Source organism: Pseudomonas sp. GW822-FHT02D10 (assembly GCF_058802345.1).
On sequence record NZ_JBXAOB010000001.1, the window covers coordinates 546,486 to 559,482 of the forward strand.

At 58.1% G+C, this 12,997-nt stretch carries 14 protein-coding genes and 3 pseudogenes; 9 read left to right on the top strand and 8 right to left on the bottom strand.

Annotation, left to right across the window (positions count from 1 at the left end):
• Nucleotides 1–8 precede the first annotated feature (8 nt).
• The 5 genes and pseudogenes from AC1RPZ_RS02540 (at nucleotide 9) to AC1RPZ_RS02560 (ending at nucleotide 2,393) form a co-directional block, all read left to right on the top strand.
• The gene (locus AC1RPZ_RS02540) at nucleotides 9–953 is read left to right on the top strand and encodes a carbohydrate kinase family protein (RefSeq protein WP_493134475.1); all 945 of its coding nucleotides are present in this window, start codon (nucleotides 9–11) and stop codon (nucleotides 951–953) included.
• Between the two features lie 27 nt (nucleotides 954–980).
• Nucleotides 981–1,193 (top strand): annotated as a pseudogene (locus tag AC1RPZ_RS02545) (DUF2931 family protein); the annotation flags it as partial.
• 23 nt (nucleotides 1,194–1,216) lie between these two features.
• Nucleotides 1,217–1,432 carry a hypothetical protein gene (locus AC1RPZ_RS02550; protein WP_493134477.1) on the top strand — a complete coding sequence of 72 codons (216 nt, stop codon included), beginning with the start codon at nucleotides 1,217–1,219 and terminating at the stop codon, nucleotides 1,430–1,432.
• A 205-nt stretch (nucleotides 1,433–1,637) separates the two neighbouring features.
• Nucleotides 1,638–1,901, top strand: coding sequence for a DUF2790 domain-containing protein (locus tag AC1RPZ_RS02555; protein WP_493134479.1), 264 nt, complete (start codon nucleotides 1,638–1,640; stop codon nucleotides 1,899–1,901).
• Between the two features lie 93 nt (nucleotides 1,902–1,994).
• Nucleotides 1,995–2,393 carry a hypothetical protein gene (locus AC1RPZ_RS02560; RefSeq protein ID WP_493134481.1) on the top strand — a complete coding sequence of 133 codons (399 nt, stop codon included), beginning with the start codon at nucleotides 1,995–1,997 and terminating at the stop codon, nucleotides 2,391–2,393.
• Here AC1RPZ_RS02560 and AC1RPZ_RS02565 read toward each other — a convergent pair.
• Nucleotides 2,390–2,662 (bottom strand): DUF1652 domain-containing protein, encoded by a 273-nt coding sequence (locus AC1RPZ_RS02565; protein WP_493134483.1) that lies wholly within the window; start codon nucleotides 2,660–2,662, stop codon nucleotides 2,390–2,392. The two genes, AC1RPZ_RS02560 and AC1RPZ_RS02565, sit on opposite strands and share 4 nt — an antisense overlap.
• A gap of 306 nt (nucleotides 2,663–2,968) precedes the next feature.
• Between AC1RPZ_RS02565 and eco the strand changes: the two genes are divergently transcribed.
• Nucleotides 2,969–3,448, top strand: coding sequence for a serine protease inhibitor ecotin (gene eco, locus AC1RPZ_RS02570; RefSeq protein WP_493134485.1), 480 nt, complete (start codon nucleotides 2,969–2,971; stop codon nucleotides 3,446–3,448).
• Between the two features lie 94 nt (nucleotides 3,449–3,542).
• Here the strand turns inward: eco and ilvA are convergent.
• From ilvA to lpxO, 3 genes and pseudogenes are all read right to left on the bottom strand, one after another.
• Nucleotides 3,543–4,538 (bottom strand): annotated as a pseudogene (ilvA, locus tag AC1RPZ_RS02575) (threonine ammonia-lyase, biosynthetic); the annotation flags it as partial.
• 286 nt (nucleotides 4,539–4,824) lie between these two features.
• Nucleotides 4,825–5,202 (bottom strand): hypothetical protein, encoded by a 378-nt coding sequence (locus AC1RPZ_RS02580; RefSeq protein WP_493134487.1) that lies wholly within the window; start codon nucleotides 5,200–5,202, stop codon nucleotides 4,825–4,827.
• Between the two features lie 171 nt (nucleotides 5,203–5,373).
• Complete coding sequence (lpxO, locus tag AC1RPZ_RS02585; RefSeq protein ID WP_493134491.1) at nucleotides 5,374–6,273, bottom strand: lipid A hydroxylase LpxO; 900 nt, start codon at nucleotides 6,271–6,273, stop codon at nucleotides 5,374–5,376.
• Nucleotides 6,274–6,538: 265 nt separating this feature from the next.
• On the opposite strand from lpxO, the pseudogene AC1RPZ_RS02590 reads away from it, so the two are divergent.
• Nucleotides 6,539–6,811, top strand: a pseudogene (locus tag AC1RPZ_RS02590) (6-aminohexanoate hydrolase); the annotation flags it as partial.
• A gap of 62 nt (nucleotides 6,812–6,873) precedes the next feature.
• Here AC1RPZ_RS02590 and AC1RPZ_RS02595 read toward each other — a convergent pair.
• Nucleotides 6,874–7,089 carry a hypothetical protein gene (locus AC1RPZ_RS02595; RefSeq protein WP_493134807.1) on the bottom strand — a complete coding sequence of 72 codons (216 nt, stop codon included), beginning with the start codon at nucleotides 7,087–7,089 and terminating at the stop codon, nucleotides 6,874–6,876.
• 881 nt (nucleotides 7,090–7,970) lie between these two features.
• On the opposite strand from AC1RPZ_RS02595, the gene AC1RPZ_RS02600 reads away from it, so the two are divergent.
• Complete coding sequence (locus AC1RPZ_RS02600; protein ID WP_493134497.1) at nucleotides 7,971–8,327, top strand: hypothetical protein; 357 nt, start codon at nucleotides 7,971–7,973, stop codon at nucleotides 8,325–8,327.
• A gap of 74 nt (nucleotides 8,328–8,401) precedes the next feature.
• Here the strand turns inward: AC1RPZ_RS02600 and AC1RPZ_RS02605 are convergent, their stop codons facing one another.
• The 3 genes from AC1RPZ_RS02605 to AC1RPZ_RS02615 are packed head-to-tail and all read right to left on the bottom strand — an operon-like array spanning nucleotide 8,402 to nucleotide 12,114.
• Nucleotides 8,402–9,436 carry a DUF2955 domain-containing protein gene (locus tag AC1RPZ_RS02605; RefSeq protein WP_493134500.1) on the bottom strand — a complete coding sequence of 345 codons (1,035 nt, stop codon included), beginning with the start codon at nucleotides 9,434–9,436 and terminating at the stop codon, nucleotides 8,402–8,404.
• Nucleotides 9,426–10,565, bottom strand: a complete 1,140-nt coding sequence (locus tag AC1RPZ_RS02610; protein WP_493134501.1) for an HlyD family secretion protein — start codon at nucleotides 10,563–10,565, stop codon at nucleotides 9,426–9,428. The genes AC1RPZ_RS02605 and AC1RPZ_RS02610 overlap by 11 nt, the downstream gene beginning before the upstream one ends.
• Nucleotides 10,558–12,114, bottom strand: a complete 1,557-nt coding sequence (locus AC1RPZ_RS02615) for an efflux transporter outer membrane subunit (protein WP_493134503.1) — start codon at nucleotides 12,112–12,114, stop codon at nucleotides 10,558–10,560. Before AC1RPZ_RS02615 ends, AC1RPZ_RS02610 begins: the two co-directional genes overlap by 8 nt.
• A gap of 214 nt (nucleotides 12,115–12,328) precedes the next feature.
• Between AC1RPZ_RS02615 and AC1RPZ_RS02620 the strand changes: the two genes are divergently transcribed.
• Nucleotides 12,329–12,844, top strand: coding sequence for a transporter suffix domain-containing protein (locus AC1RPZ_RS02620; RefSeq protein WP_493134506.1), 516 nt, complete (start codon nucleotides 12,329–12,331; stop codon nucleotides 12,842–12,844).
• Nucleotides 12,845–12,997: the final 153 nt, after the last annotated feature.

Here is a 12,997-nt window from a genome sequence, read left to right on the forward strand (position 1 = left end):
GAACAACTATGTATCTGGTGTGTGGCGAAGCGCTGTTCGATTTCTTCAGCGAAAACGAGGCCAGCGGTCAGGCTTCAAAAGTGAATTACAAGGCGATTGCCGGCGGATCACCGTTCAACGTCGCCGTCGGCCTCCGCCGTTTGGGCGTCGATGCGGCGCTGTTCGCCGGACTGTCCACCGACTACCTCGGCCGCCGCTTGCAACAAGTGCTGGCGGACGAAGGGGTACGCCCGGATTACCTGCTGGACGTCGACGCGCCCACCACTCTGGCAATGGTCGCGGTCGGCGCCAACGGCTCGCCGCATTACAGCTTTCGCGGTGAAGGCTGCGCTGATCGTCAACTCACGCTTGCCCATCTGCCGACGTTGAGCGAGCAAGTACGCGGTCTGCACATCGGCTCATTCTCGCTGGTGGTGCAACCGATTGCCGACACGCTGCTGGCACTGGTGCGCCGGGAAAGCGGCAAACGCCTGATCAGTCTCGACCCGAACGTACGGCTCAATCCCGAGCCGAACATCGAGTTGTGGCGTTCACGTATCGCGGAGCTGGTCCAACATGCCGATCTGATCAAGGTCAGCGACGAAGACTTGAACCTGCTGTATCCGGACCGCGACCCGCAGAGCGTGATCGACGGCTGGCTGGAGCATCGTTGCCAACTGGTATTCCTGACCCGTGGCGGCCAGGGCGCGACGGTGTTCAGCCGTCGCCATGGCAGTTGGTCCGCACCGGCGAGCCCGGTGGTTATCGCCGACACCGTCGGTGCCGGCGATACCTTCCAGGCCGCGTTGATTACCTGGCTGACCGAGCGACAGCTCGATTCGGTCGACGGTTTGCAGCGCTTGAGCCGCGAACAGATCGACGCGATGCTCAGATTCGCCATCAGCGCTGCGGCCCTGACCTGCAGCAAGAACGGTCCGGATTTGCCGTATCGGCATCAGTTGGAAATGCGCTGAATGTGAGGGCCTCATCGCGAGCAGGCTCGCAAGGCAATTGTTGTAGGGCTGGCTCCCGGCGGCATTGCCAAAATCTGGGTAGTCGGTCCCTGCCTGACACCTATTGAAGTCACACGGGTACAAGCCGAGGTTGATCCACGTGGGCCGTATGAAGGGCAATCGGGTGGAAAATACGACCCGCCCTCCGACGAGTCAAAAGCCTATGTCGAGAAGTTTGGTGTGCCTTACGGCTCTTGGTAACTGAAAAACAATGGAGATCCAATATGGTGTATGGCGGTGCTGAAGGTTATGCCAAGGGTGACTGGACGTTGGAGGGGCAGAACCTGACGCTGCATCGCGACCCTGCGGGCACCGTTTCGATGGACAATATCGGGCAGTTGTTCGATGGCCTGATACTCCTTGTTCGTCCTGGCTGCCTGGCACTGCAAGAGAATGGCGGGTGTTACGTCAAAAGCGTCAAGAAAGGTTTGGCCCAGTAATCGCTGGACGCCACCAAGACTTACGTAGCAGGCGATCGAGTCCAGGATTTCAAGCCCCCGAACACCCACCGAACTTAACCCTTGGTTAATCCTGCGGTCCAAAAGTAACTGGACCGCGTTCGCGCAGAACCTTCTGACGCCCTCCGCGGCAGGGCCGACATCGTCAGGTGTCGCGCTGACTTTTAGTCTGCACCGGAGATTTCTCATGAACATGCGTACTTTACTGGTGGCCACTGCCCTCGCCTGCACCGGGTTTACCGGGCTGGCGCTTGCCGACACGGCGCCGACTCAGCCTGTGCCGTATCACTACGGAATGCCACTGCACGTCAAGAAAGTGATTTCGATGACCGAACCCACGACGCTGGACTGCAAAGTGGTGACAGCGGAGATGAAGTTTATCGACAACACAGGCAAGCAAGAGGACATCAGCTACCTCAAGCTGTCGGATGCCTGTCACTATCAGAACTGAGTCATCGCTGTGCGCAACAGTCATTGACGATGGGCGGGAGCCAGGCCAAAGGTTATGCTTTGGCCTTCGCTCTCGCTGCCGCAAGGATTCGCCATGCAGATTTCGTTTCGCACACTGTCTACATTTACCGCTGGCCTGTGTTTTGTTCTGGCGCTGGTCTGGGGCTTGATGCCCGAAGTGATGCTGTCGATCTGGAGTGTCGGGTACTCAGACGCAACAGGTTTGGTAGCCAGACGCGGCGCGGTGTTGTTTGTGGCGCTGGGCGTGATGTTTTACCTGGCGCGAAACGCAGCGCCGTCCGCTTCGCGGAGCGCGCTGAGCAGCGGTTTGATGGTGGGGGCATTCGGGCTGGCGGCGCTGGGTGTCGGCGAATGGCTCAACGGCCATGCCGGCCCCGGCATCTTGCTGGCAGTTGCGGTGGAGATCGCGCTGGGCCTGGCATTTCTCCAGACCCAGCGTATCTGCGTCGAACTCGCAGAATCCGTGGATTAATGCGCACGGACCTTTGACGCGAGCACATGGCTGCCGGGGGAGTGATCCTCCAGGTCGTGGCGCAACTCAGCGATCAGTTCGCTGATTTCACGGCAGCCGTTAAGAGCGGTCGCGTCGATGCCGGTCACTACCAGATCCAGTTGGTCCGTCTGGTGGTCGTCGTAGACCTTGACCGTCATCGACAGGTCCGGTGACAAGGTGCATTGGCAACGTTTAGGCAAAAAGCTGTGTTCAATGATATTGCGAAGTTCCAAGGTAGACAGAAACATTACAACCCTCCCTTTTTATAAGACCGCCGATCATTCATCGGGTTTACCGCAGTCGGTTGTACCAATCCTTATCTCGCGGTTTTTCCTGAGCTGAACAAAGCATAAAGCATGCCCGGGAACTCGCACGACGGGTCGTCGGCAAATCAGCGATTTACACAATGAACCGCCCAATGGTCTCCTGCAATACGCAATAATCGCCGCAAAGGATCCTGTCATTTACCTACTTCGTCGCCGTGGTTTGCTTTGAACGGCCAGCGCAGTAAGAATGCTCGCGTTCACTGATTTAACCCAGAGCAAGGAGGCGTCATGCGCTCAACTACCCTCACCGCGGCGGCGGTGCTGCTGTCCGGCCTGTCCACCCTGGCCAGTGCTGCGAAACTCGAAGACGTTGCGCCCTACCCCAAGGCTGAAAACGGCTTTACCCGCCAGGTGATTCACCTGGCGCCGCAAACCCGGGAAGACAACTATCAGGTCGAGATCCTCGCCGGCAAAACCCTGGCCGTAGACTGCAATCACCAGCGTCTGGGTGGAACGCTGGAAGAGAAAAGCCTTGAAGGCTGGGGTTATCCGTTCTATCGGCTGGAGAAAGTCATCGGCCCGATGAGCACCTTGATGGCGTGCCCGGATGGCAAGAGCAAGCAAGACGTCGTGCCGGTCGTCGGCGATGGTTTCCGGCTGCGCTACAACAGCAAGCTGCCGATTGTGGTTTACGTGCCAAAGGACGTCGAAGTGCGCTACCGGATCTGGTCGGCGTCGGACAAGGTCGAGAAAGCCCTTCAAGAATAAGCAGGGCAAGTGTTCACCCCTCAGCTACGAGCGGACGTTTCTGCGTCCGCTGCTCGCCTGAATCCCTTTCAGCGACTTACACCAGGGCGCCGCTCAATGCGGCGCGCTCGGCCACATGTCGCAAGCTATCAAAATTGATATTGGCCCCCGAGTCGATCGCCACCAGGGTCTGCCCCCGAACACTGGTTTGCGCCACGTACTTCTTGATCCCGGCCACAGCCAGCGCGCCGGATGGCTCGGTGATCGAGCGGGTGTCGTCGTAGATGTTCTTGATCGCCGCGCAGAGCTCGTCGTTGCTGACGGTCAGCACTTCATCGACGTGATGGCGGCAGATCTCAAAGCCATAAGCGCCGATTTGCGCAACCGCTACGCCATCAGCGAAGGTACCCACGTTCGGCAGCACCACTCGTTCTCCCGCCAGCATTGCCGCTTGCAGGCACGCGGAATGTTCCGACTCGACGCCGACGATGCGGATATCCGGCCGCAAGTATTTAACGTACGCGGCGATGCCGGCGATCAACCCTCCGCCGCCCACCGGGACGAAGATCGCGTCCAATGAGCCTTGATGCTGACGCAGGATTTCCATGGCCACCGTGCCCTGCCCGGCGATCACGTCCGGGTCGTCGAACGGAGAAACGAAAGTACGACCGGTTTGCCGGGCCAGGCTCAGTGCGTACTCCAGCGCGAACGGAAAGCTCTCGCCATGCAGCAGCGCATTCGCGCCACGACTACGAACACCGATGACCTTCAGCTCCGGCGTTGATGTGGGCATGACGATACTCGCCTCGATCCCCAACTCCCGTGCCGCCAGTGCCACGCCTTGAGCGTGGTTGCCGGCCGAAGCAGTGATCACGCCGCGAGCCTTTTGCGCATCGCTCAGCTGAGCCAGCTTGTTGTAGGCGCCGCGAATCTTGAAGGAAAAGGTCGGCTGCAGGTCTTCGCGCTTGAGCAAAATCTGATTGCCCAACGCCTCGGACAGCGCCGGTGCGACTTGCAACGGTGTGCGCACCGCCAGTTCATAAACCGGTGCAGCGAGAATTTTTTTCACATAGTGCTCAAGCAGAGCCTGCTGGGCGGTGCTGGTGTCCATCAACGTCTCCTGGCTTTGTTCAGAGCCCTGGAGACAGAAAATGAAAACCCGCCTCTAGGGCGGGTTGGGTGCAGTCGTCAGCTAGCCCGCCAAATAAGGAATGGCGGTAATAATGCTTGGCTGGCGGCGCGATACGGTGGAAGTCATGGCTCGAAATTAGCCGCGCGCGAATCGCAAGTCAATGACCCATTTTCTGTCGAGTGCGATAGTCTTCGAAAACCGCTCATCGACCCGATGAAGGAAAGCACGTCGTTCAGCTTAAGGATGTTGTCGGCATGCGCACCGCTCAATAACTGCTGGTGTCTGGATCTCGGGACGGTGGTTTGGGCGCGATGTACGGTTTGACCGTACCCGGCGCAGTGCCGCTACGCGGATAGCCATTGCCGATCCCGCCGTTTTCGAGGGTCGGGGGACGGGGAACCGGCGCAGTGTTCGGACCGCGAATGACCGGTACGCTGGGCTGGGTGCCCTGCATACTGTTGGGGTTGGTCCGGCGAATCGGGCTGTTGTAGGGGTTATCGGGGTTGTCAGGGAGATTCTGGGCAATCAGTATCGGATGCTCCACCGTCTCCGCCAGCATGCCAATGTCTGCGCCGGCCTGGGTCAGAGTGCCAAGCAAGCCACTCAACGCCAGCGCGGTGGTACCGAGCACAAACCGGTTCATGGTGGAGTTCCTCCAATACATGCAGATAGGGTCTTCGCTAACACGCTACGCGCAGGGTTCGCCCCTGTGAAGAAAATACTACAACGTAGAGGTCACACCGATCGACCCACCGCAGACTGGCCGGAAATCTCAGTACGGCGCCAGCAAAGGCTGCTGACGCGTTGATCGTGCTCAGATCAAAATAATAATGGCCAGCAAACCACCGAAAATCGCCCACTTTTCCAGGTAGTAGCGCGCCCGGTTGCGCTTTTTCAGTTCTTTACCGCGCAGACGGACTTTGTAGATTTTGCCGAAAAACCGGTTCAATCCACCCGTTTTGTCACCTGCATCGTTTGGCGCGCCAGCAGCGGACATCACGTTGCGGCTGAACCAGCGATTGAACGCTGTCGCCCAGCGGTACTTCAGCGGGCGCTCGATATCACAGAACAGGATGATGCGGTTCTGCTGGGTGGTGTTCTCGGCGTAGTGAATGTAAGTCTCGTCGAACATCACCGCCTCGCCGTCACGCCAGTGGTAGCGCTCGCCGTCGACCTCGATGTAGCAACCCTCATCGTTAGGCGTTTCCAGGCCCAAATGGTAACGATACGAACCGGCATACGGGTCGCGGTGACGAACCAGTTTCGAGCCCGGTGGCAATTCGGCGAACATCGCCGCCTTGATCGAACCGATGCTTTGTACCAGCTCCGTGGTACGCGGGCAGAGCTTGGTGGCCGACGGATGGCTGTCGCCGTACCACTTCAGATAAAAGCGCTTCCAGCCGGTTTTGAAGAACGAGTTGAAGCCCACATCGTCGTATTGGTCCGAGCGCTTGATCTCCCCTGCCCTGAGCAGATTTTGGCCCTCGGCGCGGATTTCCTGCCAATTGGCCTGCAACGGGCTCAGGTCCGGGAAGTCGGCCGGATCCAGATAAGGCTTGTTGGGGATTTTCGAAAACAGGTACAGGAAGCAGTTGACTGGCGCCAGAAAGGTCGAGTGATCACTCAACTGGCGACTCAGTTTGTGTCGAATACGACCACGCAGATGCACATACGCAATGGATACAACGTAGAGGGAGACAATGATGAGTTTCACGGGAATTCGTCACAGTTCAGAAGAGTACATGCCGCGCGCCACAAGGCTGATTTAAACGCAGCGTCCGAGAGCCAACTATCAAGTGAATCGGTCAAGCACGGGAGCCCGAGCAGAAAGCTAGCTCATGGCCACTGGGGCGTATTCTAGTCATACTTTGTAATTAAAGGTTAACTTACATTTGTGAAAAACTGTGGGGCGTTGCGCCAGAAAAGCGCCCGTTCAGCTCAACACACACCGGGACCATGGATAGCTGCCCGACGCCTGCCTCTCGGAACGTATCTGGAATCGCCTGGGTGCGGAACAGGATGCGTATTTCACCGTGGACTCGTTCGGTACGCCGTTTGCTGGCGGCGGTCTGAACACCGGTCTGTGCGACCTGGCACGGTTTGGCGAGATGTTGCGCAAAGACGGCCAATTCAATGGCCAGCAAATCCTGCCCAAAGCGGTGATCGATGACATCCGCCACGGCGGCGACACAGCTGCCTTTGCCAAAGCTGGCTATGGATTGTTGCAAGGCTGGAGCTGCTGCAACATGTGGGGCGGATATTGCCCCACACACTGTCGCATCCGGTCACGGAAGGCGGCAACACCTCAACGGCATCAGGCCAACTTGATCAATGCTCCAGAGACATCGTCTCTGGCTTGCCGCAATTCACTCGCATCCTGATTCAGGCGATGGACGACGCCAAGCAGCCGCTGGCGCAGCAGCTCGTCGCCAAGCTGATCAATGGCCCGCATGACATCAACTGCAGCGGCCTCGTTGTTGGCTGCGGCATAGTCCAGTGTTTTACGCAGGTTCCGTGCTGATCGGTTCACTTCAGTAGCCCTCATTAATCATCGCCTGCACCCTACAACAGCAATGCTTCCGTTTAATTTCAGTCTCTTGGCTGCGGACGAGTGACACCGAATCGAAGTGAAGAACACCTCAGTAAGTGGGGGGATGGTTAGGGCTCTGACGCCCAGATAACGTTTGAGCTATTGATAACGGGACACCGGTTAGGGTTGATTTCGCGCTCGCGATGAAGCCAGAGCTTAGTTTGCTCAACATCAAATTTTCGCTCGTTCCTCTCCCTAATTACGATGCCGGATACGCCGAAATGCCCGCACTCAGGACAAATCAGTTCAACGCCATCCATTGCGGATTCAATACATCGCGCCTCTTCCGAGCAGTTCAAACACCACATGAGCCACTCCCAAGCACTTGTCAGTTTCCACGGCCAAGTAATCTAGCTGCCAACTCAATACCGCACCGCCGAGCATCGCCGAACGTCTTCCAGGTGCCTGACTCCTCGCCAACCCTCACGTAGCGTCCGCATTCATTGAGCCAGACGATAATGACCCGCGGCATCGAACTCTCTGGCTCGCCCCAAATGAAGTCGATCGTTGCTTTCCTACCGTTCGGATGAACGTAATCCACGGGATATGGCCTTTCGGTGGCTGAGTCCATGCTGGCGTCCGGCTGGGTGCAGGTTGTCAATTAATAGACCATTTCCAACCGTCACGCTACCTCAACGAGGCATTCCTCATGCCACAGAAAACCCAGCAACTCCAGTCCCGGTCAGAGGGTTGTGAATGCCCTCGATCTGGTATCGATGGAGTGACCGTCGGCCTCACCTTTTGTCGCAAGTCGATTGACTGGCGCAGACCTTTGGAGCCCAGTACTCAGCGATCCAGACCAGATCAGAAGAAGAAAAACCATGTCGAAAATAACGGTGATATCCGGTGACTTTCTGGCAGGTGATGCCGAATTTCAATCTGGACTATTCACTCTGAAATCCGCATTGAAACCCTCTGTAGAATTAAAAATTCCCATTTCAAAACTGGAAACCCTGGAAGCAGCAACCGAAGAAGTCGTCAATAAGAAAGGAAGCGCTATTCGATGGAGTCTGGCTGGAGCATTGCTTTTAGGACCGATTGGGTTGGTTGCGGGCTGGTTGCTATGCGATAAAGAGAGAGAGGTAACCTTCTACGCAAAATTCAAGGATGGCCGCTGCCTTCTTGCCACAACCGATAGCGACACCTACTCAAAAATTTCTGCCTCTGCCCTCAAGTAACACCACAAAACTCTCGGCAGACGCCGAAGGGGCCGTGCTCAACACTCTTTTTTTGCAGTATCAATCCCTGAGCATCAGCGATCGGCTGGTGTGACGCTGCGATTCGGGCGTCTCTGATCGAGCAGATAGACCATCAGGCAGGCATAGAGCGTCAGGACGATAAACAGTCCCATGCGCACGGCGAAAGCCGTGTAGACGTCCTTGCCGGGCACGCTGTCCTGGACCGACTGTCCCAGCAGGATAATCAACGTGATGATGGTGTTTAGCCAGAATCCCGGGCTTAGTCGGGTCGGACTCAGGGCATACAGCTTGCGCGCCAACAACAGTCCGAATAGCAGCATCCACAGGAAGAACATCCAGAGGTGCACAAACAGGCTGAGCACGCACCAGAACAGGATGGCCAGCAGGCCTCCGAGCAGGGTCGAGCCGAGTAACTCGCGACCCGCGTTGCGGGCCGTCGTCGTGGAGCTTTGTTGGCCAAGACTGACCGCCTTCAAAATGATCGGCAGGTAACTGGCGGGATTGATCAGGGCTAACAAGAAAGCGGGCAGCACGATCAGCGTGGCGCGCAGTGCCACCCTGGTGACCTCGTCGGCCGGCAGGGCCGGGGTGATCGGCGGTGATTGCGCATTGGCAAGCTCAGGAAATAGCCAATGACTGAAGGACACCACCATGACGGCGAGGAGCAGACCTTTGACCAGGGCGCCGATGACCATGACCGCGAGACCGAAATCGGCGGTGCCGGCCGCAGAGATCATGGTCAGGCCGATGATCAGAAAAGTGACGATCAGGTTGTTGGCGCCGCCTAAACCTGCGCGAAAAACCAGAAACAGACTCACACCGATCAGCAGCACACCGCTTGTGGGGTAATAGCGCAGGATCGGGATCAACAGCAGGCCGACGCCGGTGGTCAACATTGCGACCAGTGCAAGGACCAGCCCGGCCTTGAAGGGCAGCGGACGGTTGAGCGTGGCCAGGAGCAACAGGCCAAGCACCGGCGCAAGAAAGGGAATCGGCAGTCCGAGGCCGAAGCTGGCGGCCAGACACAGCGCAGTGCCTGTGGCCAGACGCAGCGCACGCTGATCCCGGGGTGAGCGCTTAGTAGGCATAGGACAGCCAACTCATCAGCCTCAGAAACACCCGGCCAAGCGGGTTCAGCAGATGACCTTGGGTGGGGAACGCCATGACTTCGGCCTGCCCGCCGGCACGAATGCTGCGACTGTCACGTAGCAAGGTCAATGCGTCTGGAGAAAACTCGATGATCACTGGGAAGCGTTGTGCCGGGCGCAGCCAATCGCGGCTGTTCTCCACACTGGGCAGGGTGCCCGGCGCCGTCGTCTGACCCACGCTGACACCGTAGCCGACACTGCGCACGCGTCCCTCGAAGACCTCGCCCGGCAAGGCGTCCAGTATGAAGGCAACCGGGGTGTCGGGCTTGACCAGGCCCAGATTGTTTTCGGTCATGTCGGCACTGATCCACACATCGTGAATGGCAATCAGGGTCATGACCGGGCTACCGGCAGCGGCAAACTGTCCGGCGTCGGTACGAAGATCGGTGATCAAACCGGCCGAGCGTGCGCGTATCTGCGTATTGGCCAGGTCCAGTTCGGCTTTTGACAGCGCAGTGGCGGCGCTACGCAGTTTAGCGTTCTCTTCGTCGCTGCCGCCCTCCTGCTCGCGCGCGCGCTGAACCTCGGCGCGGGCGGCGGCCACCTGGCTGACGGCCTGTTCGCGGTTGGCGCGAGACACTTCCAGCAGGCGCACGGAAATGGTGCCCTTGTCTTCGCGATATAAACCTTCAAGCCGCTGATTATCCTGCCGCGCCTTGAGCTCATTGGCCTGGGCTGCCCGTAAGGACGCCTGCGCCGAGGCAATACCGGCGGTGCTGGCACCGATTTGTCGGCGGGTAGACTCCAGGTCCGCACGCGCGCGGTCGACGGCAATCTGATACGGCTGCTGATCCACCTCGAAGAGCACATCACCGGCCTTGACGTCCTGATTGTTGCGCACATTGACGCGGGTCACGCGGCCCGCCACTTCTGCGGCCACTGGAATGACAAAGGCGCCCACCCGTGCCTGTTGCGTATAAGGCGTAAATCGGTCGGCCAGCAGGTACCACGCCAGGCTCAGCACGATCAGCAGCATCACCCACTTGATGCCCTTTTTCGTAGGGTCGGCGGCCGGCTCTGGCGCCTTGGGAGGAGGCGCTTCGGGGAAAGGCTGTGCGGCTTCACTCATCGTCTTTCACCTTGGTTGGTGTGGGCGGGCCTGACTGCGAAGTGGCAGGTTCATCCAGCAGCTTGCCCCAGTCAGTGCGGTGTTCCATCTGCTGGCGAGTGGCTTGATCCACTTTCGGCTGAATGCTGTACCAACCACCGCCCAGGGCCTTGTACAGGGCAATCAGATTGCTCACGGCGTTGCTGCGGCTGATCAGATAGTTGTCCTGTTGCTGAAGTAGCGCGCTCTGAGCATCCAACACCCGCTGAAAGTCCGAGTAGCCTTCGCGGTATTGGGCGCTGGCCAGGACCAGCGAGCGCTTCGCGGCGACCTCGGATTCGCGCAGGATGCGCTCACGCTCCAATGATTTGGTCAGGCCGCTGGCCGCATCATCAGCCTCGCGCGCAGCCTGGCGGACGGTATCGCGATAAACCTCGATCAACTGTTGCAGGCGAGCATCCTGCACCCGCACGTTGTTGCTGATTTTTCCGTGGTCAAACAGGTTCCAGCTCAGGCTGGGACCGCCGATCAGGTCCAGATTATTGGAGGTTCCGCCCAGTGAATTACCCGACCAGACGATGCTGCCGAGCAACGTCAACGATGGATAGAAATCGCTTTCGGCCACGCCGATCAATGCCGACTGGGCGGCAACATTGAGCTCGGCGGCGCGTACGTCCGGTCGACGCAGCAGCAGGTTGGCCGGCACGTCCTGCAGCACGGCGTGATCGATCAGCGGAATCAGCCCCTCGTTTTCGAGCAACTGCGGCAGTGCGCCGGGAGGTTGCCCGATCAGCACCGCCAGTGCGTTGCGGGTACGCTGTACCTGGTCCTCAAGGTTGGGAATGCTACTCAGGGTGCCCAGGTATTGGGTCTTGGCCTGCTGCAAGTCGAGTTCAGCGTTCTGGCCGCTGTTGAACAGCTTCTCGGTGATTTCAAAACTGCGCTTTTGCTGTTCGGCGTTTTCCCGGGCGACACGCAAACGCGCTTCGGTGGTACGCAATGTGAAATAGGTATCCGCCACTTGGGCACGCAACAGCACCAGTACGTCTTGATAGTTGGCCTGCGCGGCGAAATAGCTGGCGTCGGAGGACTCGATGGCGCGACTGAAACGCCCCCAGAAGTCCAGCTCCCAACCGATGTCAAAACCCGCACTGTATTGCCAGAAATGGCTGTTCTGTGGGTTGCTCCCGCCGGATTGGTTGCGGTTGACGTACAGACTGTCGGCGCTGGCCTGTTGCAGTTGCGGGTAGCGTCCGCTTTGAGCAATACCCAATTGGGCGCGGGCTTCCATGACGCGCAGGCCGGCAACCTTCAAGCTTGAATTATGAGCATCCGACTCGGCAATCAGATGGTCGAGGACTGGATCGGCGAAGACCTGCCACCACTGACGAATATCGGGATTCAGGCGCCGCTGGCTGGCCTGCTCAAGAGCCGAACTGTTCCAGTGTTTTATCCACGCTTCGCCGGGGGCCTGGAAGTCCGGCCCCAGGCGCACGCAGCCGCTGAGGCCGAGCGCGCCAAGCAGTATGAACTGGCCCGGTCGCATCAATCTGGTTGTACGTGGATGCATAAGTATTTTCCAGCGAAGGAAGATCACAGGAGCATAGTGTCCGAATAGCGAACGGGTTTGCTTAGACTAGTACAGAGACGGCAATCACAACGTGGGCGTCAGATACCAGGTTTATAGCTACTTCAAATTTGAATGATCGTTCTCGCGTACCAACTGCTACGCTTTTTAAGCGTCATCACTTCAGCTGCAAAATACAAAAAAAGGTACGACAACCATGAGCAATACCCAGAGCATTACTGAACCCCATTCAGCCGGTTGGCGCTTCAAGTTGGGCATCGTAATTATCTGCTTGATGCCGGCATGCTGGTTATTGGTGCCGCTCGCCGCCGCAGCCGACGTACCCGGCGCAAAAATCGCAGCGCTGACCGGCGTCTTGTTTATCAGCAACAAGGTTTTGCTGATCCTCGCCATTGCCATCATGGGCAAGTCCGGCTTTCAGCAGCTGAAACGCAGCGTGTTTGGTTACGTGTCCGCACTTGCGCCCAGCGCAGAAATCGAGGTGGGGCCAACTCGTCACAGAATCGGTCTGGTCATGTTCTGCCTGCCACTGATCTCATCCTTTCTTGAACCCTACGTCGACAGCATCTGGCCTGGGCTCAGACCGAACCTCTGGCAGCTTCAGGTGCTGGGCGACGCCATATTGATCGGCAGCTTTTTCGTGTTGGGCGCAAACTTTTGGGAGAAGGCGCGCGCGTTGTTTATTCGAACCGCACGGGTTGTCAATGCATAACGGCCCGAGTCAAAGGCAGGAAAAAGTCCCTGCTATGACTTCTTGGGAAGTCATATTGCAAACTTTCAGTTTTGCTTTTGACTGCAGTAATAGCTGGGCGATTGATAATCGACTCAGCCCCGACGATCAGGCAATCAGCAGGTTAGGTATAGA